This window comes from Ruegeria sp. B11, assembly GCF_056539785.1.
The window spans coordinates 904,456-923,133 of the sequence record NZ_JBQFVO010000001.1 but is presented as its reverse complement, the minus strand read 5'-3'; the positions used below and the strand labels follow the sequence as shown (position 1 = coordinate 923,133).

Genomic DNA, 18,678 nt, shown 5'->3' with positions numbered 1-18,678 from the left:
ATATCATGTCGCTGACCCTCGCCATCGTGGGGCGCCCGAATGTGGGCAAATCCACTCTGTTCAATCGCCTTGTGGGCAAACGCCTGGCTTTGGTCGACGACCAGCCCGGCGTGACGCGTGACCTGCGCGAAGGTGAAGGGCGGCTGGGCGATCTGCGTTTTACCGTGATCGACACGGCGGGTCTTGAGGACGCAACCGATGACAGCTTGCAAGGTCGGATGCGCCGCCTTACCGAGCGTGCAGTGGACATGGCCGATGTCTGCCTGTTCATGATTGACGCGCGGGTGGGCTTGACGCCCACGGACGAAATGTTCGCCGAGATTCTGCGTAAGCGCTCCAAACACGTGATCTTGGCAGCGAACAAGGCCGAAGGGAACGCGGCTGATGCGGGCGTGCTTGAAGCATACAACCTAGGCCTTGGCGAGCCGGTGCGTCTGTCGGGCGAACATGGCGAGGGGATGACGGACCTCTATGCGCAATTGATGCCACTGGCTGACGCGGCTGAAGAGGCGCGCATAGAAGAGACGCCGCAAACCGATATCGAGCTGGACGAAGACGGGGAAGGCGAAGCCCCGCTGATCACCGCTGACAAACCCCTGCAAGTCGCTGTAGTTGGTCGTCCGAATGCCGGTAAATCCACCCTGATCAACAAGATCATCGGCGAGGATCGACTGCTGACCGGCCCCGAGGCCGGGATCACGCGCGACGCGATCAGCTTGCGGATCGACTGGGCCGACCCTGATGGGGACAGCACCCCGATGCGGATTTTTGATACCGCCGGGATGCGGAAGAAGGCCAAGGTGCAGGAGAAGCTTGAGAAACTCTCGGTTTCCGACGGGCTGCGCGCAGTCAAGTTTGCCGAGGTCGTCGTCGTGTTGCTGGATGCGGCTATCCCATTCGAGCAACAGGACCTGCGCATTGCCGATCTGGCCGAACGTGAGGGTCGTGCTGTGGTCGTCGCCGTCAACAAATGGGACATCGAAGAAGACAAACAGGAAAAGCTGCGCGATCTGAAAGAATCCTTCGAACGTCTGCTGCCGCAGTTGCGTGGAGCGCCGCTGATCACAGTCTCCGCTAAAACAGGCCGCGGTTTGGAACGTTTGCGCGCCGCGATATTGCGTGCCCATGACGTGTGGAACCGCCGCGTGCCGACCGCTGCGCTGAACCGTTGGCTGACCGCCATGCTGGAACAGCACCCGCCGCCAGCCCCGCAGGGGCGCCGGATCAAGCTGCGGTATATGACGCAGGCCAAGACCCGCCCGCCCGGGTTTGTGGTCATGTGCTCGCACCCTGACAAGATGCCTGACAGCTATTCGCGTTATCTGGTCAACGGCCTGCGCGAGGATTTTGATATGCCGGGCACCCCTATCCGCCTGACTTTGCGCGGGCAAGGGGACAAGAACCCCTACAAAGGGCGGCGCAAGAAAAACGCAGGCGCACTGGCCAAGCATCTCAAGGGACGGGCGTAACTGCGCTAATTTCCAGCATTTTCAGAGAGGGGGCGTGACAGCCCCGTTTCTGCGCGCTAGCATTCAAGCGCGTGCATTTGTTTTGCACGTGCTGCTTGTTTGCGGGATTTCCGCACTTAATTTCGAATTTGTGATTGGTCGACCTCCGTGGGGAGCGGGCGTGATGGATCTGAGAGAATATACAAGACAATACGCGGTGCAGGACAACAAGCTTGCCGCGCTCAGTTATTTCGGAACATTCGCGGTGTATTTCGCATCGCTTACATTGGCGATCACCTATGTCGACCGCTGGTACATCATGATCCCGGCGGGGATCGTTTTTGCCTTCTCTGCCGTGCGTCTCTATGTCCTGCAGCATGATTGCGGGCACCATTCGTTGTTCGAGACGCGCGAGCAGAACGAATGGGCTGGCCATGGGTTATCGCCCTTCACATTTGCCCCGTTCGAGGTGATGAAGCAGAACCACAATCTGCATCACGCCGGAATCGGCAACCTCGAGCATCGCGAGACCGGTGAAATCCACACCATGACGCTGCGCGAATGGAACGAGGCGGATTGGAAAAAGCGTTTGTTTTACCGACTGTATCGGAATCCCTTCATTCTAGTGCCGGTTGGCGCGCTGTTCACATACTTCATCCGCTATCGCTGGCCAAAGAACACCGTGCGGTTCGGTGTGATGGGCGTGGTGCTGCACAACCTCTCGATTGTTGTGTTTTTGGGACTGCTGTATTTGATCGCCGGTGCCACCGGCATTCTGGTCTGGCTGGTGTTTTCGCTGCTGGGCGGGATGCTTGGGGTGTTCCTGGTGTATTTGCAGCACAATTTCGAAGATACCTACTGGGATCGCCGCCCCGAGCTGGATCCAAAGCTGGCTGCGTTGGAGGGGTCCTCGGCGCTGGATTTCGGCTGGTGGTTCGATAATGCGGTGGCCTGCATCACATTGCATGACATCCACCATTTCAATGCCCGCATCCCATCTTACCGGCTGCGCGCGTGCCACTATAACCTGCCGCCAGAATATACACCGCGACGGATCAAGTTTCCCGAGGCAGTGGCAGCGCTGAATCTGAAACTATGGGATGAAGACGCCAAAAGACTTGTCCCATTTCCCAGCCGAACTGCAGGCCATCGCCTGGCCGAAAGCGGGTAACCTCCTATCTAATTCTTGAATTGGCGCTCTCTCAGGAACGTATGTGCTGTGCATTTACAATCTGGGGGAGTTAACGAAAGGAAACGAAATGACCGCAGTTACTGAGGTGCGTGGCGTAGGGCCAGCGCTTGCTAAGGCATTGAATGCAAAGGGCTACAAAACAGCAGAAGCCATTGCCAAGGCCAAACCGGAAGATCTGTCCGGCACCCCGCGCGTCGGTTCCACCCGCGCAGCTAAGCTGATCGCGGCTGCGAAAGAAGTCGTCGGTGCCAAGCCCAAGCCCGCGCGTCGCGCTGCTACCCGCAAGCCTGCAGAGCGGAAATCGGCTGTGCAGCGCGCGACAGCCAAAAGCAATGCGGCTGCGAACAAGGCCGAGGCCGAGCGTAAGGCGGCAAAGGAGCGCGCGGCGGCAGAACAGGCCGCTGCCGAGGCCAAGGCAAAGAAAAAGGCGAAAGCCAAGGCCAAGGCTGAAAAGGCGGCCAAGAAGAAGTCTGAAATGGAGGCGGTGTTTTCCAAAGCCAAGGAAAAGGTCAAGGAAAAGGCCAAGAAGGGTAAGAAAAACAAGAAGCCCAAAAAAGACGTTAAGAAAAAGGACGCCAAAAAGAAGGACGATAAGAAGAAGTCCGACAAGAAGCCCGGAAAGAAGAAAGATAAGAAAAAGGCGAAGAAGTGATACTTCTCCGCCTTATCCGATCGGGAACCGGCGCCTGAATGCGCCGGTTTTTTTTAAGTCAGCGTGCCGTTGGTTTGAAGGGTTAGCTTGCCGCCCAGATAGGGTGCCAGAACCTCGGGCAGGGTGACCGTCCCATCCGTGTTCTGACCATTTTCCAACACAGCTATCAGGCAGCGCCCCACGGCCAGGCCCGAACCATTCAGGGTATGGACATATTCTGGCTTTCCCCCGGCCTCGGGCCGGAAGCGCGCATTCATGCGGCGCGCCTGAAAATCCCCGCATGTCGAGACCGAGCTGATCTCGCGATAAGTGTTCTGGCCCGGCAGCCACGCCTCGATGTCGTAAGTGCGTCGTGCACCAAAGCCCATGTCGCCGGTGCACAAGATCACGGTGCGATAGGGGATGCCCAGCTTTTCGAGAATGCCTTCGGCGCAGCGCAGCATACGTTTCTGTTCATCATCCGACTTGTCCGGATGGGTGACCGAGACCATCTCGACCTTTTCGAACTGGTGCTGCCGCAGCATCCCGCGTGTGTCCTTGCCCGCCGATCCAGCCTCGGACCGGAAGCACAGGGAATGGGCGGTATAGCGGCGGGGAAGATAGCTTTCCTCGATCATCGTGTCGTTGACGATGTTGGTCAGTGAAACCTCGGAAGTCGGGATCAGCCACCAGCCTTCGCGGGTTTGATAGCTGTCCTCGCCAAACTTCGGCAACTGGCCGGTGCCCTGCATCATTTCCGAGAGAACCAGAACCGGGCCGTTGACCTCGGTCAGCCCGTTCTCATTGATATGCGTGTCCAGCATGAACTGCGCCAAAGCGCGGTGGATGCGAGCGACGCCGCCCGACAGCAGCACAAAGCGCGAGCCGGAGAGTTTGGCAGCCGTCTCAAAATCCATGCCATTCTGAACGGCATCGATTTCAAAATGCTCTTTCGGCGCGAAATCCAATTCGCGTGGTGTGCCCCAGCGGTTGATTTCGACATTGTCGTTCTCATCCGCGCCTTCGGGCACATCCTCGGCGGGCAGGTTCGCGATGCGGATCAGCTGGTCGGCCAGCAGAGCGTCCAGATCCTTGGCCTCGGTCTGCATCCGGGCCACTTCGGCCTTTTTCTCGGCGACCAGAGCGCGCAGGCGTTCGAATTCAGCTTCATCCCCGCGCCCTTTGGCAGCGCCAACCTCTTTGGAGGCCTTGTTCTGCTCGGCCTGCGCTGTCTCAGCAGCCAGAATCTTGGCGCGGCGGCTTTCGTCCAGCCTCAGCAAGTCTGACGACACCGGCGCGTCCCCACGGCGCGCAAGGGCGGCGTCGAAGGCGGCTGGGTTTTCGCGTATGGCGCGGATGTCGTGCATGGTTCAGATCCTTAACTGCGTGAATCACTGAATCCGCTTATGCACCATCTGAATGGCAGGGTGTAGCACCGGTTACGACTTATCCGCGTCCTCATGTGTTTCATGTGCCAGATGGCCATCCCACTCTTCGGCTGGGATCTTCGGCTCGGGCGGGTCGGCCATGTACGAAGGTGTCATGATCTGCACGTTATTCTCATTGAACACGGCCACGATGTTGCGATGTAAGTCCGAGCGGATTTTCGGGATGATACTGCCCCGAGTGGTATAACCATTGATCTGATAGTTGATCGCGTAATCGGCCAATGCGGTCCATAAAACAAAGGGTTCGGGCTTGGCCTTGATTCCCTTGGTGCGATGGGCTGCCTCGATCAGCATCGCTTCGATCTTTTCGGGCGGCTCTTCATAGCCAATCCCGACGGTCGTATGCAGCAGCAACCCGCTACCGTCTGTTCTTTTTGAGAAATTCACCACGTCCGAATTCATCAATTGGGCGTTCGGGATCGAGATCAGTTCATTCTTGATGGACTTCAGATGCGTCTCCATCAACTTGATCTGCACCACATCGCCAATATGGTCCCCGATCTGGATCCGATCCCCAATCGAGGTTGAGCGGCGATAGATCACGAAGAGCCCCGCCAGCATGTTCGACACGACCGAGTTTGCGCCCAGCGACAGCATGGCACCAACCAGAATCGTCAGCCCCTGAAACGCCGCCGAATCTGATCCGGGGATGTAAGGGACAGCAAAGACCAGAGCGATCAGGATAACGACGACGCGGGCGATGTTGAAGGTCGGGTTCACCCAGTGGCTTTCAAAATCGCCCATGTCAAAGGTTCCCGCCTCGACGGCGTCAAAGAACACACGCATGCCCCGGATAATATACAGCGTTATCCATGCGATCAGTATCAACATGATCAGGTTTGGGATGTAGCTGAGGATTCCTTTGAAGATCAGCAGGACCGGCTCGGTCAAGTAGGTCAGCAGGAGTTGCGCGAAATAGCGCGTCTCGGCAAAGGCAAGCAGAACGAAGGAGAGGTAGTAGTAGAAGCCGAGGAAAAAGATCACCAGCAGGACAAAATTCAGAGCATACCGGATCAACGCGGCGATGGCCTCGGCCTGAACACTTTTGGCGGTCGCGGTTTCGACATCCTTGAGGTAACGCTTGACCAGTTTCAGCGTACGGCGGCGAATGCGCCGGTGCAGCCACAGGATAACGACGACAAAAAGCGCGAATCCAGCTGTCCATGCTAAGGCTTCGATGGCACCCGAAACACGCGCCTGTTCGGTGCGGTTTGCGCGATAGCTTTCAATGGATTGTTTAATAGCGTCGCCGTGCAACAAACTGAGAACGTTCAAGTCCATCTGCTCAAGCTCGGAATCGGCATCGGTCACGATCGAAACTTGAACACCATCGGCAAAGATTCGAATGCCGAACTCTGAGTCCTCGAAGGTTATAGAGACCTGCTCGGCGTCTGAGGCCTCGGCGATTTCGATTATCTTGTTCTGTACACCCGCGGCCCGTTCCGGTGCGGGCAGTGCGCTGGAGCCGCGCAGGTGAAACAAGGTGTCGCCGTCAACGATAACCGGAGCCTGAAAAATCTCTGACTCAGTGTCTTCTATAGCAGGCTCTTCGCTAGTGGCGTTCTGTGCCCATACGGGCGACGCCAGAAGACCTAAACAGGCTGTCACGAGCATCAGGCGAACAAACGCGCCAAGGGTCTGGATTGATTGAATCATTAGGCCTCCTGCCACAGGACTATATCTGACTGGAAGGGTCTGCCTAGAACATATCTGCAACGTCCGGCAGCAAACCTTTGAACCCGATGGTCGAAATGGGGCCAGGTTTGCTTGCAAACCCATGTTTCAAAGCATAGGTTCCCGCAAACTTTGCAGAGAGCTCTCTGCATCATCAGAACAAAGGAATATCCCATGGAAGGTGGCGCAATCGCCCAGTTTCTCCCGCTGATCCTGATCTTCGCGATTATGTATTTTCTGCTGATCCGTCCGCAGCAGAAAAAGATGAAGGAACATCAGGCCATGGTCGAAGCCGTGCGCCGGGGCGATCAGGTTGTCACCCAAGGCGGGCTGATCGGCAAGGTGTCGAAGGTCAAGGAAGGCGATAACGAGATCGAAGTCGAGATCGCCGAGGGCGTTAAGGTTCGCGTGGTGAAATCGACCATCGCTCAGGTTCTGAACAAGACCGAACCTGCGAAGTAACTTCGCGCGACAATTCCTTGAAAAGGCAGGGTAATGCTGCAAATTGATTCCTGGAAGCGGGTTCTGATCTGGTCGGTCTGTGTGATCGGTCTGTTCCTTGCCCTGCCGAATGCGTTTTATACGCGCGTAGAACAATCTAACGATGCCAAGGCTGCGATTGAGCTGGGCATTGATACACCTGAAATGCAGGCCGAGGCCGCGCAATGGCCGAACTGGCTGCCGTCGTCTCTGGTCAATCTCGGGCTCGACTTGCGCGGCGGCGCGCATTTGCTTGCCGAGGTCAAGGTTGATGATGTCTACGAATCCCGGATGGAGGCGATGTGGCCCGAAATCCGCGACGCGCTGCGTGATGAACGCGCGACGGTCGGCACGATCCGCCGTCAGGATTCGGCGCCTGACGAGATTCGCGTGCGCATCAGCCAACCCGAGGGCATGTCCCGCGCATTAGAGGTTGTGCGCGGTCTAGCCCGACAGGTGCAGACGCTGACCGGGGCAGGGGCAACAGATATAGAGGCCCGCGCTGAGGGGGACACTATCGTTGTCCAACTGTCCGAGGCCGAAAAGCTTGCTTCGGATGACCGCACCGTGCGCCAGTCCCTTGAGATCATCCGCCGTCGGATCGACGAGGTTGGCACACGCGAACCAACGATCCAGCGTCAGGGCGCTGATCGTATCCTGATACAGGTGCCCGGCATCGGCAGCGCCGGGGAGCTCAAAGAGATTATCGGCACGACGGCACAGTTGACGTTCAATCCTGTCGTTGGGCGCGGGACTGACCCGGATGCCATTCCGGGCGTTGGTGAGAAGCTTGTGCCATCGATCGATGAAGATGGTGTGTACTACACTCTGGACGCCGCACCCGTCGTGACCGGTGAAGAATTGGTCGACGCGCAGCCATCCTTCGACCAGAACGGCCGCCCTGCGGTCAGCTTCCGGTTCAACACCTCTGGCGCGCGCAAATTCGGCGATTACACGCTAGAAAACATTGGCGCACCCTTTGCTATCGTCCTGGATGACGAGGTGATCTCGGCCCCTGTAATCCAAAGCCATATCCCAGGTGGTTCGGGCATCATCACTGGCAACTTCACAGTTGAAGAAAGCACCAATTTGGCCGTTCTGCTGCGCGCAGGTGCCTTGCCTGCAGGTCTGGACTTCCTCGAAGAGCGCACCATCGGCCCTGAGCTGGGTCAGGACAGTATCGACGCAGGCAAAGTCGCGACAATCGTGGCCTTTGTCGCCGTGTTGGTATTCATGGCTCTAAGCTACGGCCTGTTCGGCATCTTCGCCAATATTGCGCTGATCCTGAACGTGGGGCTTTTGTTTGGCCTGCTCTCACTGATCGGCGCCACGCTGACCTTGCCCGGGATCGCGGGTATCGTGCTGACCGTCGGCATGGCAGTTGACGCCAACGTGCTGATCTTCGAGCGTATCCGCGAGGAACTGAAATCTGCCAAAGGTCCGGCGCGTGCCATCGAGCTGGGATACGAAAAAGCGCTTTCGGCCATTCTGGACGCAAACGTGACCACATTCATTACCGCAACCATCCTGTTTGCCATGGGCAGTGGTCCCGTGCGCGGCTTCTCCATTACGCTTGGTCTGGGTATTCTGACCTCGGTCTTCACCGCGATCTTTGTGACGCGTCTGATGATCGTGATGTGGTTCGAACGCCGCCGTCCGAAAACGATCGAGGTTTGACATGAGACTGAAACTCGTACCCCAAAACACCTCGTTCGATTTCTTTAGCCGTTGGAAGGTCTGGCTGGGCATCTCGGGTTTGATGATGGTGATCGCATTCACGTCATTCCTGCTGCAAGGGCTGAACTTCGGCATCGACTTTCGCGGCGGCACCACGATCCGGACCCAAAGCGCGCAAGAGATCGACGTCGGCGCCTATCGCGACGCCATCGCGCCGCTAGAGCTTGGCGATGTGACTATCACCGAGATTTTTGATCCCACCTTTGGCGAGGATGAAAACGTCGCGATGATCCGCATTCAGGCACAGGACGGGGCCGAAGCGGTGGCGGCCGCAACCGTCACAGCCGTCGAAGAAGCGCTGACCGTTGCCGCGCCGGATATCCAGTTCGTCTCGGTAGAATCGGTTGGCCCCAAGGTTTCGGGTGAGTTGATCCAGACCGCGGTCATTGCGGTCGCCTTGGCGATTGGCGCAGTGCTTGTCTATATCTGGCTCAGGTTCGAATGGCAGTTCGCACTCGGGGCGGTCGCCGCGTTGGTGCATGACGTGATCCTGACAATCGGCATCTTCTCGGAACTACAAATCCGTTTTGACCTGGCGATCATCGCCGCTCTACTGACTATCGTCGGCTATTCGCTGAACGACACCGTGGTCGTCTTCGACCGGGTTCGCGAAAACCTGCGGAAGTACAAGAAGAAAGACCTCAAAGAGGTGCTGAACATCTCGATCAACGAAACGCTCAGCCGGACGGTGATGACCTCTGTGACCACGCTGCTGGCGCTGATCTCGCTCTATGTACTGGGCGGAGACGTGATCCGAGGCTTTGTCTTCGCGATGATCTGGGGCGTGATCGTCGGGACCTATTCGTCGGTCTTCGTGGCCTCGACCATCCTGCTGTGGCTGGGGGTCAAGCGCGACTGGTCGAAGCCGTCGAATACGGCGGGCAACCAGTTTGCCAACATTGATGCCTGAGTATTTCGGCCAGACCCCAACCGGTCTGGCCGTTATTATTTTCGCCGCCTTTGTTGGGGGCATCGTGCGCGGGTTCTCCGGCTTTGGGACTGCCCTGATCTTCCTGCCCATCGCCAGCCCGTATCTTGGCCCCTTCGGTGCCATCATCGCGCTGACGGTCATGGACATATTTGGCCCGATCCCGAACCTGCGCCGCGCAGGGACGGTTGTTGACAAGGCAGATCTGATGCGCCTTTTGGTCGGGTGCGCGCTACTTCTACCGGTTGGCTTATGGCTGCTAACCCGGACCGATCCCGAAGTGTTTCGCTATATCGTCAGCCTGATTTCATTGTCGATGCTGGCCGTTCTGGTTTTTGGTCTGCGCTACCGGGGAGCGGTATCGCGTGGCATGGTTGCTGCGATCGGCGGGGCTGCAGGGCTACTGGGCGGGGTAGCCGGGATACCGGGGCCTGCTGTCATCCTGTTTTATATGTCACGGCCCTTACCGGTTGAGATCATCCGCGCGACGATCCTACTGTTCCTGTTTGCTTTCGATTTGCTGATCCTTGGATATCTCGGTGGGATGGGGCGTCTTTCGATCGCGAGCATCGGATTGGGCCTTGCGCTTGCGGTTCCCAACATCGCGGGCAACTGGCTGGGGGGCTGGATGTTCCGACCCGAGTACGAGAACCTCTACCGCGCCGCAGCCTATCTGGTGATTGCAACAGCGGCCTTGTCCGGCCTGCCGCTTTGGGGCTAGAACCCTGCACATGCGCCTGAACGAGATCACATATACAAATGCTCAGCCGGTTGATGGCTATGGCCCCGGGTTCTTTCGGATAGGCGGGGAGGTTCATGATGGGGCAGTCCTGACCGGCCCCACCGGTACATCGGCTTGGGCGGGTTACCCCGACGCCCAGACCCTGCTGGCCTTGTCCGAACATGTCGATGTTCTGTTCATCGGTACGGGCAAAGAACTGACCCACATCCCAGCCGACTTGCGCACCACATTGGAAGAGGCAGGTCTGGGTGTCGAAATCATGAACTCTCCGGCGGCCTGCCGCACCTACAACGTGCTGCTTTCCGAAGGCCGCCGCGTTGCGCTTGCGCTGATCCCGGTCTGAGGATCTGTTCTTGCTCTGGCTAAAAATATCCTGGGGAGTGTGAGGGGCTGGCCCCTCACTGCGACCCGACCAGCCGCTCTGCGGCAATTCCGACCTTTTGCCCACACGCACAATCCGCTAAGCGGGCTTCATGACTTTAAAGGTAACCGATCTGGCCATCGCACGCGGCGGAGTTCCCGTGCTCGAAGGGCTGAGCTTCTCGCTTGAGGCAGGAAGGGCGCTGATCCTGCGGGGGCCGAATGGAATCGGAAAGACAACATTACTGCGTACGCTTGCGGGCCTGCAACCGCCGCTGGCAGGGCAAATCGACGGGGCAGAAGAACAGATCGCATACGCGTCCCATTCCGACGGGTTAAAACCGACCCTGACCGTTGTCGAAAACCTCAACTTCTGGGCGTCGGTCTTTGGCACCCGTGATATCCAGCACGCCCTTGATGCGTTTGAGCTGAACGAGTTGGCTGACCGCCATGCGGGCAACCTTTCGGCGGGGCAGAAACGGCGTCTGGGATTGGCGCGTATGTTGGTTACTGGCCGCCCGATCTGGATGCTGGACGAGCCGACGGTCTCGCTGGATCGTCACGCCGTGCAGATGTTTGCGGATGCGGTGCGCGCGCATCTGGGGCAGGGTGGTTCGGCCCTGATCGCGACCCATATTGATCTTGGCTTGGACGGAGAGGTTCTGGACGTTGGCCCCAACAAGGCCAAGCCCAAGCCCATCGACGATTTCGACGGAGGTTTCTTGTGATCGCCTTATTGCTGCGTGATCTGAAATTGGCCTTCCGTGCGGGGGGTGGCTTTGGTCTCGGTCTTGCTTTCTTCCTGATCGTCACCGTTCTGGTGCCATTCTCGGTTGGCCCGCAATCTTCGCTGCTTTCGACCATCGCTCCGGGCGTTCTTTGGCTTGGCGCGCTTTTGGCGTGTCTGCTGTCACTTGATCGCCTTCTGGCGCTGGATTGGGAAGACGGCTCGCTTGATCTGCTCGCGACCGCGCCGCTTCCGTTGGAATCGGTTGTTACCGTCAAAGCGCTAGCCCATTGGCTAACCACCGGATTGCCGCTGGTTCTGGCCGCGCCGTTCCTAGGCGTGTTGCTAAACCTGCCTGTACCCGGGTTTTCGTGGCTAGTGATCTCACTGCTCCTCGGTACTCCGGCGATGAGCGTTATCGGCACCTTTGGCGCGGCCCTTACTGTTGGTCTAAAACGGGGCGGTCTGCTACTGTCGCTTCTGGTTTTGCCGCTCTACGTGCCGACTTTGATCTTCGGAGCCGAGGTCGCCCGACGCGGTGCGACAGGCATGGAGACGCAAACGCCCCTGCTAATGCTGGCAGGGATTACCGCCGCAACGGTCGCACTTTTACCCTTTGCCAGCGCAGCGGTACTGCGCATCAATCTTAGGTGATGGCCACAAAGCTTGACTGAGGTCAATTGAGAACCACGCCGACTCGGACTAGATAGAGCCCATGACAATCGCAGCCAAAGCCAATGCCCTTTGGGAATACGCCAACCCGCGTAAGTTCCTCGCGACCAGCGAACGGGTCCTTCCGTTCTTCTGGATCAGCTCAGGTCTTTGTCTGGTCGTCGGATTGATCTGGGGCTTTTTCTTCACCCCGGATGACTACAAGCAAGGCTCGACCGTAAAGATCATCTATTTGCATGTGCCCGCCGCGTTGATGGCGATCAATTGCTGGCTGATGATGCTGGCAACTTCGCTGGTCTGGTTGGTGCGTCGCCACCATGTCAGTGCGCTGGCTGCCCGTGCCGCTGCGCCCATTGGCATCGTGATGACGCTGATCGCATTGGCCACCGGAGCGATCTGGGGGCAGCCCATGTGGGGGACATGGTGGGCCTGGGACCCGCGCCTGACATCGTTCCTGATCCTGTTCCTGTTCTATCTAGGTTATGTCGCGCTTTGGGAAGCGATCGAAGATCCGGATACAGCGGCGGACCTGACCTCGGTCCTTTGCCTTGTGGGTTCTGTCTTTGCGTTCCTCAGCCGGTATGCGGTGAACTTCTGGAATCAGGGGCTGCATCAGGGGGCTTCGGTGATGCGCGCCGGGGCGATCACAGGCACGGATACTGAGGAGAAGGTAAGCAATATCTACTTCTATCCACTGCTGCTCTGCATCATCGGCTTTGTACTGCTGTTCATTGCGCTGGTCTTCTATCGTACGGGCACAGAAATTCGCGCCCGCCGGACCAAGGCGCTTATGGCGCGTGAAAGGGTGAGCGGATGATCCCTGATCTTGGAAAATATGCCGATACCGTCTTGTGGTCCTATGTCGTATCAATCGGACTTCTGATCGCATTGGTGGGTTTCAGCGTGATCCGGGGCCGTAAGGTACGGGCCGAGATGGAGAAGGTTGAACAAAGGATGTCACGCAATGGCTAAGATTTCGCCCCTGATGATCGCGCCTCCGCTGATTTTCGGCGCCTTCGCTGTGCTCGCGGGCATCGGCATGTTCCGTGACGACCCCAACGCCTTGCCCTCAGCGCGCGAGGGTCAGCCAGCGCCGCCGGTTGTACTGACCGAGTTCGCGGGCAAACCGGGCTTCGATGATGCCACATTGCGTGATGGCGAGGTCAAGCTGGTCAACTACTGGGCCAGTTGGTGTGCACCATGCCGCGTCGAACACCCCAATCTGCAGGCTCTGTCTGACGAGGGTATCCCCGTCTATGGTATCAACTACAAAGATCAACTGGACAACGCCGAAGGATTTCTTGCTGAACTGGGCGATCCCTATGCCGGTATCGGTCGGGATGAACAGGGCCGAATGGGGCTGGACTGGGGCGTCTACGGTGTGCCCGAAACCTATGTGATCGACGGTGAGGGCACGATCATCCTGCGCTGGGCTGGTCCGGTCACTCAGCGGGTGATCGAAAGCACGATCCGCCCAGCGCTTGAGAAAGCCGCAGGTGGCTCATAAGCGATAGCCACCGGTGACGCCCAGAACCTCACCAGTGATGAAGGATGCGGCATCGGACGCCAGAAACCTGACGACTTTGGCGATATCCTCGGGCTTTCCCGCGCGACCTAAAGCGGTTTCTTTGATAAACAGCGCGGTCAACTCCTCAGACCGGGGCGCTTCGGGGATGTTGATCGCACCCGGCGCGACTGCATTAACGCGTATCCCCTTTGGCCCAAGCTCCTTTGCCATGGCATGGGTCCATAGATTCAGGGCGGCCTTGCTTGCCCCATAGGTCACCGCATCTCGAGGCGGTAAGACCGCGTTCATGGATGAGATACTGACGATTGAGGCGTCGCGTTTCAGATGTGGTAGCGCAGCAGCCAACAATGCGGCGGGGGCCAGCAGGTTCAAATCCAGAATGGCGCGGTGGTCCTCGGCCCGAAATTCCTCTTTGGGGGTAGATTTCACAAGGCCGGCATTGTTGACGATCACATCCAGCCGTCCAAACCTCTCGATCACCTGCGAAATCACGCTAGCCGGCTGGTCGGGCGCAGATAGATCAGAGCGTATGGCCAGAACATCCCCACCCAGTAGCTCGGGCGTGGGTTTACTCGACAACCAAGTAAACGCGACGCGGTGATCACGGCTGAGGTCTTCGACGATTGCACGCCCAATTCCGCGTGCACCGCCGGTTATCAATGCGACTTTGTCCATAATCGTAGGAAATCGGTAAAACGGCTGGGATTCAAGCCGTTACTTACGGACCAAAATCCAGATCAGCGCGCCGATGAATGCAAAAGTGGTCAGATTCATAAGCGTATCCGTCAGATCACCGATCAGCATGGCTCAGCCCCTCTTCTCGTAGCCCTCGGAACAGGCAGACCATCAGCAGAACCGAGATGAACACAAAGGGCAGCGCCCCGAGTGAGATCAGGACTTTGACCGATTCCACCGAACCCGACAGGATCATCGCGACACTCAACAAGCCCAGCAATGCACCCCAGATCAGCCGCACGCGCGGGGGCGGGTTTTCATCCCCCTGGGACGAGAATGTACCCAGCACAAAGGCCGCGCTTACAACGCTGGTTACGATGAACAGAAACGCCGCCGCTACGGTTGCAAGTATTGTGATCTGCGATAAGGGCAAACGGTCGAGCAGGGCGAAGGTCACACGCTCGATGTTTGTTTGCGTATAGGCCAGCAGTTCTCCGGCACCGTTGAGCGCCTCGAACAGACCGATGCCGCCGAAGGCACCGAACCAAAGGATCGAGAACAGTGTGGGCGCAAAGAGTACTCCGATCACGAATTCCCGGATCGTGCGACCGCGAGAGATACGCGCGACAAACACACCAACAAAAGGTCCCCAGGCGATCCACCAGACCATATAGGTGAGGGTCCAGTCGCTGAACCATTTGGTGACGTCATCGCCGAAGAAGGTGAAGGTCTGAAAGCCCCGAGGGATGACATTGGTGACGTAATCGCCGAACCCTTGAACCACGGTATTCAATAGATACTCGGTGGGGCCGAGGACCACTGTATAGGCCACAAGGCAGATCGCGATCAGCATTGCCGCATTTGACAAGCGCGCCATGCCTTGGCCAAGGTCGATCAACAGAGCAGGGATGTAGGCTGCGACCATCGCCAGGAAAACAACGCCGATCAGAAGGGCACCAACCGTTTCCCGGCCACCCAGAACCGCAATCCCGTCCGCAACCTGGAACACGCCCATGGCCATTGAACCGCCAACACCGATAGAGATTGCAACAATGGCCATGAAATCCGACAGCCACCCGACCCGCTCGGCCCAGCGTTCTCCTGGGAATAGGCTTTTGATCGGTGCACTGACCATCATGCCTGTCCCGCGCCGAAAGCTGAAATAAGCAATGGTCAGCGCGGTCGAACCGTAAATCGCCCATGCGTGCAGGCCCCAATGGAAGTTTGTTGCCAGCATGGCCTGCTGCGCGGCGACATAGTCGGGTGCCATGCCCGAGATGAAGTTGAAATGGGTCAAGGGCTCGGCGACCGCCCAGAACAGCAGTCCAACGCCCATTCCTGCGGAGAACAGCATTGAGATCCAGGTGGCGGTCGAGAACTCGGGCTCTTCATCATCCCGGCCCAGACGGATTTTGCCATATGGCGAAAAGGCCAGAACTAAACACCCGATCAACATGCCTGAGGCCGCGAGCATCACGAACCAACCGCGACTGTGGAAGGTTTGTTGCACGATGATATTGGCCCAAGTCACCAAGCTTTCGATATCGACGACGCCCCAGATCCCGATCACGGCGATGACGCTAAGCGAGCAAACCAATAGGGCGTTGGGCTTTTTCATGGTGATGAAATTCCGAAGACTGTCTTGCTCAACAGTTTCAGATTTTTGAATAAATGGCCAGAAAACAAAACCCCCGGCGCAGGGCCGGGGGCTGAGGTTGGATATCAACCTGCTGATTTATGACGCTTTTGCGAGATTGCGCAGCACGTATTGCAGCACACCGCCGTTTTCGATGTATTCGATCTCGGGCGCGGTATCGATGCGGCACTTCAGGGTGATCGTCTTTTCGGTACCATCTCCGTAAATGATGGTGCAGGGCACTTCCTGCAAGGGCTCAACTGAATCCAACCCGTGGATCGATACGGTCTCATCACCTTTCAGACCCAGTGTCTTGCGGGTATCACCATCGGTGAATTCGAACGGTATGACGCCCATGCCCACCAAGTTTGAACGGTGGATGCGCTCAAAACTCTCGGCGATCACTGCCTTGACGCCAAGCAGAGCTGTGCCCTTGGCCGCCCAGTCACGTGACGAACCTGCACCGTACTGTTCGCCGCCAAAGACGACCAGCGGGGTGCCTTGCTCCTGATAGGCCATCGATGCTTCGTAGACCGAGGTTTGTTCACCATCCGGGCCTTTTGTATAACCGCCTTCGACGCCATCCAGCATCTCGTTCTTGACGCGGATATTGGCGAAGGTGCCGCGCATCATGATCTCGTGGTTGCCACGGCGTGAGCCATACGAGTTGAATTCGCGCGGCTGAACCTGACGATCGGTCAGATACTTCCCGGCAGGTGTCGTTGTCGCAAACGAACCGGCGGGCGAGATATGGTCGGTGGTGATCATGTCACCCAGGATCAGCAGAACCTTTGCACCATCGATATTCGAGATTGTGCCCGGCTCAGGCCCCATGCCTTGGAAATAGGGAGGGTTTTGAATGTAGGTTGACGTCGGTGGCCAATCATAGGTTTCCTGTTGTGGAACCTCGACCTCCTGCCATTTCTCGTCGCCTTTGAAGACATCGGCATATTTCGACTGGAACGCCTCGCGGGTCACGGTTGCCTCAACCAATTCGGCGATTTCGCTTTGGGTCGGCCAGATGTCTTTCATGTAGACATCGTTGCCGGCCTGATCCTGTCCAATCGGTTCCGAGGTCAGGTCGATGTCCAACGTACCAGCCAAAGCATAAACCACCACCAGCGGCGGTGAAGCCAGATAGTTGGCGCGCACGTCGGGCGAGATGCGGCCTTCAAAGTTGCGGTTGCCTGACAGCACCGAAGTGGCAACAAGATCGCCTTCGGCAATCGCTTCGCTGATTTCCCTTTGGATCGGACCCGAGTTGCCAATACAGGTGGTGCAGCCATAGCCAACTAGGTTGAAGCCGATCTTGTCCAGATCTTCCTGCAGACCCGCAGCCTCCAAGTAGGCGGACACAACCTGCGAGCCGGGCGCCAATGAGGTCTTTACCCACGGTTTGCGATCCAATCCCAGCGCGGCGGCTTTACGTGCAACGAGGCCCGCGCCGATCATCACATACGGGTTCGACGTGTTGGTGCAGGAGGTGATCGAAGCGATCACGACTTTGCCCGATTCCATGCCGTAGTTTTCGCCTTTGACCTCTATTTGTTTGCCCATCGGGCGTTTGAAGGTCTCGGCCATTTCCTTGGTGAATGCGGCCTTGGCGTCGGTTAGTGCGACATAATCCTGCGGCCGTTTCGGGCCCGAGATCGCAGGAACAATTGTGCCCATATCCAGCGACAGAGTGTCGGTGTAGATCGGCGCGTAATCGGCATCGCGCCAGAAGCCGTTTTCCTTGGCGTAGGCCTCGACCAATGCGATGCGGTCTTCGTCGCGTCCAGTATTGCGCATATAGCGCAAGGTCTCGCCGTCAATCGGGAAGAAACCACAGGTCGCGCCGTATTCGGGGGCCATGTTGGCGATGGTTGCGCGATCGGCCAAGGGCAAGCGGTCCAGACCTTCGCCGAAGAACTCAACGAATTTACCAACCACGCCTTTCTCGCGCAGCATCTCGACGACTTTCAGGACAAGGTCAGTTCCCGTTGTGCCTTCGACCATCGAACCGGTCAGTTCAAAACCCACAACCTCGGGGATCAGCATCGAGATCGGTTGACCCAGCATCGCGGCTTCGGCCTCGATTCCGCCAACGCCCCAACCCAGAACGGCCATGCCGTTGACCATGGTGGTGTGGCTGTCAGTACCAACAAGTGTATCGGGATAAGCGACTTCTTCGCCGCTTTGGTCCGTGTCTGTCCAGACGGTCTGCGCCAGGTATTCCAGGTTTACTTGGTGGCAGATTCCGGTGCCGGGAGGCACGACGCGGAAATTGTTGAACGCGTTCTGACCCCATTTCAGGAACTGATAGCGTTCCATGTTGCGCTCATATTCGCGGTCCACGTTCATCTGAAACGCGCGTGGGTTGCCGAACTCATCAATCATGACCGAGTGGTCGATGACCAGATCGACCGGGTTCAGCGGGTTGATCTTTTGCGCGTCCCCACCAAGGCCCTTGATGCCGTCGCGCATCGCTGCCAGATCCACCACGGCCGGAACTCCGGTAAAGTCTTGCATCAGAACCCGGGCAGGGCGATAGGCAATCTCACGTGGGTTCTTGCCACCGTTGGCACCCCATTCGGCAAAGGCTTTGATGTCATCGACGGAAACCGAGAACCCGTCATCTTCGAACCGCAGCATGTTTTCCAGAACCACTTTCAACGCGGCAGGCAGATTCGAAAAATCGCCTAAGCCTGCTTCTTGCGCGGCTGGAATCGAATAATAGGAAATGGATTTGCCATTCACGTTCAGGCTGCGGCGTGTCTTGGCGGTGTCCTGTCCGACCTTGATGGGCATCTGTGGCCTC

At 57.8% G+C, this 18,678-nt stretch carries 18 protein-coding genes; 13 read left to right on the top strand and 5 right to left on the bottom strand.

The window, feature by feature from the left end:
• Positions 1–5: 5 nt before the first annotated feature.
• The 3 genes from der (at position 6) to ACR0I1_RS04665 (ending at position 3,292) form a co-directional block, all read left to right on the top strand.
• On the top strand, positions 6–1,469 hold the full coding sequence (gene der / locus ACR0I1_RS04675; protein WP_480438684.1) for a ribosome biogenesis GTPase Der: 1,464 nt from the start codon (positions 6–8) through the stop codon (positions 1,467–1,469).
• 163 nt (positions 1,470–1,632) lie between these two features.
• Positions 1,633–2,619 carry a fatty acid desaturase gene (locus tag ACR0I1_RS04670; RefSeq protein ID WP_170396376.1) on the top strand — a complete coding sequence of 329 codons (987 nt, stop codon included), beginning with the start codon at positions 1,633–1,635 and terminating at the stop codon, positions 2,617–2,619.
• An 88-nt stretch (positions 2,620–2,707) separates the two neighbouring features.
• On the top strand, positions 2,708–3,292 hold the full coding sequence (locus tag ACR0I1_RS04665; RefSeq protein WP_480705185.1) for a helix-hairpin-helix domain-containing protein: 585 nt from the start codon (positions 2,708–2,710) through the stop codon (positions 3,290–3,292).
• 53 nt (positions 3,293–3,345) lie between these two features.
• Here the strand turns inward: ACR0I1_RS04665 and serS are convergent, their stop codons facing one another.
• Both serS and ACR0I1_RS04655 read right to left on the bottom strand, forming a co-directional pair.
• Complete coding sequence (gene serS, locus ACR0I1_RS04660) at positions 3,346–4,638, bottom strand: serine--tRNA ligase (protein WP_170422274.1); 1,293 nt, start codon at positions 4,636–4,638, stop codon at positions 3,346–3,348.
• Between the two features lie 72 nt (positions 4,639–4,710).
• Positions 4,711–6,375, bottom strand: coding sequence for a mechanosensitive ion channel domain-containing protein (locus ACR0I1_RS04655; protein ID WP_170512878.1), 1,665 nt, complete (start codon positions 6,373–6,375; stop codon positions 4,711–4,713).
• A 192-nt stretch (positions 6,376–6,567) separates the two neighbouring features.
• Here ACR0I1_RS04655 and yajC point away from each other — a divergent pair, with 192 nt between their 5' ends.
• From yajC to ACR0I1_RS04605, 10 genes are all read left to right on the top strand, one after another.
• Entirely contained in the window at positions 6,568–6,855 is a 288-nt protein-coding gene (gene yajC / locus ACR0I1_RS04650) for a preprotein translocase subunit YajC (protein ID WP_155151194.1), read from the top strand.
• Positions 6,856–6,888: 33 nt separating this feature from the next.
• Positions 6,889–8,550, top strand: a complete 1,662-nt coding sequence (gene secD / locus ACR0I1_RS04645) for a protein translocase subunit SecD (RefSeq protein ID WP_170403231.1) — start codon at positions 6,889–6,891, stop codon at positions 8,548–8,550.
• A gap of 1 nt (position 8,551) precedes the next feature.
• A complete protein-coding gene (gene secF, locus ACR0I1_RS04640) occupies positions 8,552–9,520 on the top strand; it encodes a protein translocase subunit SecF (RefSeq protein WP_170396385.1) in 969 nt (322 codons plus the stop codon).
• Complete coding sequence (locus ACR0I1_RS04635; protein WP_480705183.1) at positions 9,513–10,259, top strand: TSUP family transporter; 747 nt, start codon at positions 9,513–9,515, stop codon at positions 10,257–10,259. The genes secF and ACR0I1_RS04635 overlap by 8 nt, the downstream gene beginning before the upstream one ends.
• Before the next feature lie 10 nt (positions 10,260–10,269).
• Positions 10,270–10,623 carry an Mth938-like domain-containing protein gene (locus ACR0I1_RS04630; protein WP_480705181.1) on the top strand — a complete coding sequence of 118 codons (354 nt, stop codon included), beginning with the start codon at positions 10,270–10,272 and terminating at the stop codon, positions 10,621–10,623.
• 130 nt (positions 10,624–10,753) lie between these two features.
• Positions 10,754–11,368 (top strand): heme ABC exporter ATP-binding protein CcmA, encoded by a 615-nt coding sequence (gene ccmA / locus ACR0I1_RS04625; protein ID WP_480705179.1) that lies wholly within the window; start codon positions 10,754–10,756, stop codon positions 11,366–11,368.
• Positions 11,365–12,021 carry a heme exporter protein CcmB gene (ccmB, locus tag ACR0I1_RS04620; protein ID WP_170396393.1) on the top strand — a complete coding sequence of 219 codons (657 nt, stop codon included), beginning with the start codon at positions 11,365–11,367 and terminating at the stop codon, positions 12,019–12,021. Before ccmA ends, ccmB begins: the two co-directional genes overlap by 4 nt.
• A 61-nt stretch (positions 12,022–12,082) precedes the next feature.
• Positions 12,083–12,856 carry a heme ABC transporter permease gene (locus tag ACR0I1_RS04615; RefSeq protein ID WP_170396395.1) on the top strand — a complete coding sequence of 258 codons (774 nt, stop codon included), beginning with the start codon at positions 12,083–12,085 and terminating at the stop codon, positions 12,854–12,856.
• Complete coding sequence (gene ccmD / locus ACR0I1_RS04610; RefSeq protein ID WP_010442050.1) at positions 12,853–13,011, top strand: heme exporter protein CcmD; 159 nt, start codon at positions 12,853–12,855, stop codon at positions 13,009–13,011. Before ACR0I1_RS04615 ends, ccmD begins: the two co-directional genes overlap by 4 nt.
• Positions 13,004–13,546, top strand: coding sequence for a DsbE family thiol:disulfide interchange protein (locus ACR0I1_RS04605; RefSeq protein ID WP_170396396.1), 543 nt, complete (start codon positions 13,004–13,006; stop codon positions 13,544–13,546). The genes ccmD and ACR0I1_RS04605 overlap by 8 nt, the downstream gene beginning before the upstream one ends.
• Here the strand turns inward: ACR0I1_RS04605 and ACR0I1_RS04600 are convergent.
• The 3 genes from ACR0I1_RS04600 to acnA form a co-directional block, all read right to left on the bottom strand.
• Complete coding sequence (locus ACR0I1_RS04600; RefSeq protein WP_480705177.1) at positions 13,541–14,242, bottom strand: SDR family NAD(P)-dependent oxidoreductase; 702 nt, start codon at positions 14,240–14,242, stop codon at positions 13,541–13,543. The two genes, ACR0I1_RS04605 and ACR0I1_RS04600, sit on opposite strands and share 6 nt — an antisense overlap.
• A gap of 115 nt (positions 14,243–14,357) precedes the next feature.
• Complete coding sequence (locus ACR0I1_RS04595) at positions 14,358–15,860, bottom strand: BCCT family transporter (protein WP_480705175.1); 1,503 nt, start codon at positions 15,858–15,860, stop codon at positions 14,358–14,360.
• A 117-nt stretch (positions 15,861–15,977) separates the two neighbouring features.
• Positions 15,978–18,668, bottom strand: a complete 2,691-nt coding sequence (gene acnA, locus ACR0I1_RS04590) for an aconitate hydratase AcnA (RefSeq protein ID WP_170396402.1) — start codon at positions 18,666–18,668, stop codon at positions 15,978–15,980.
• Between the last annotated feature and the right edge of the window lie 10 nt (positions 18,669–18,678).

Bases quoted from the DNA above. Each gene is read 5' to 3' on its own strand.
- der (WP_480438684.1), top strand. From the start codon at position 6: ATGTCGCTGACCCTCGCCATCGTGGGGCGCCCGAATGTGGGCAAATCC.
- ACR0I1_RS04670 (WP_170396376.1), top strand. From the start codon at position 1,633: ATGGATCTGAGAGAATATACAAGACAATACGCGGTGCAGGACAACAAG.
- ACR0I1_RS04665 (WP_480705185.1), top strand. From the start codon at position 2,708: ATGACCGCAGTTACTGAGGTGCGTGGCGTAGGGCCAGCGCTTGCTAAG.
- serS (WP_170422274.1), bottom strand. From the start codon at position 4,638: ATGCACGACATCCGCGCCATACGCGAAAACCCAGCCGCCTTCGACGCC.
- ACR0I1_RS04655 (WP_170512878.1), bottom strand. From the start codon at position 6,375: ATGATTCAATCAATCCAGACCCTTGGCGCGTTTGTTCGCCTGATGCTC.
- yajC (WP_155151194.1), top strand. From the start codon at position 6,568: ATGGAAGGTGGCGCAATCGCCCAGTTTCTCCCGCTGATCCTGATCTTC.
- secD (WP_170403231.1), top strand. From the start codon at position 6,889: ATGCTGCAAATTGATTCCTGGAAGCGGGTTCTGATCTGGTCGGTCTGT.
- secF (WP_170396385.1), top strand. From the start codon at position 8,552: ATGAGACTGAAACTCGTACCCCAAAACACCTCGTTCGATTTCTTTAGC.
- ACR0I1_RS04635 (WP_480705183.1), top strand. From the start codon at position 9,513: ATGCCTGAGTATTTCGGCCAGACCCCAACCGGTCTGGCCGTTATTATT.
- ACR0I1_RS04630 (WP_480705181.1), top strand. From the start codon at position 10,270: ATGCGCCTGAACGAGATCACATATACAAATGCTCAGCCGGTTGATGGC.
- ccmA (WP_480705179.1), top strand. From the start codon at position 10,754: ATGACTTTAAAGGTAACCGATCTGGCCATCGCACGCGGCGGAGTTCCC.
- ACR0I1_RS04615 (WP_170396395.1), top strand. From the start codon at position 12,083: ATGACAATCGCAGCCAAAGCCAATGCCCTTTGGGAATACGCCAACCCG.
- ccmD (WP_010442050.1), top strand. From the start codon at position 12,853: ATGATCCCTGATCTTGGAAAATATGCCGATACCGTCTTGTGGTCCTAT.
- ACR0I1_RS04605 (WP_170396396.1), top strand. From the start codon at position 13,004: ATGGCTAAGATTTCGCCCCTGATGATCGCGCCTCCGCTGATTTTCGGC.
- ACR0I1_RS04600 (WP_480705177.1), bottom strand. From the start codon at position 14,242: ATGGACAAAGTCGCATTGATAACCGGCGGTGCACGCGGAATTGGGCGT.
- ACR0I1_RS04595 (WP_480705175.1), bottom strand. From the start codon at position 15,860: ATGAAAAAGCCCAACGCCCTATTGGTTTGCTCGCTTAGCGTCATCGCC.
- acnA (WP_170396402.1), bottom strand. From the start codon at position 18,668: ATGCCCATCAAGGTCGGACAGGACACCGCCAAGACACGCCGCAGCCTG.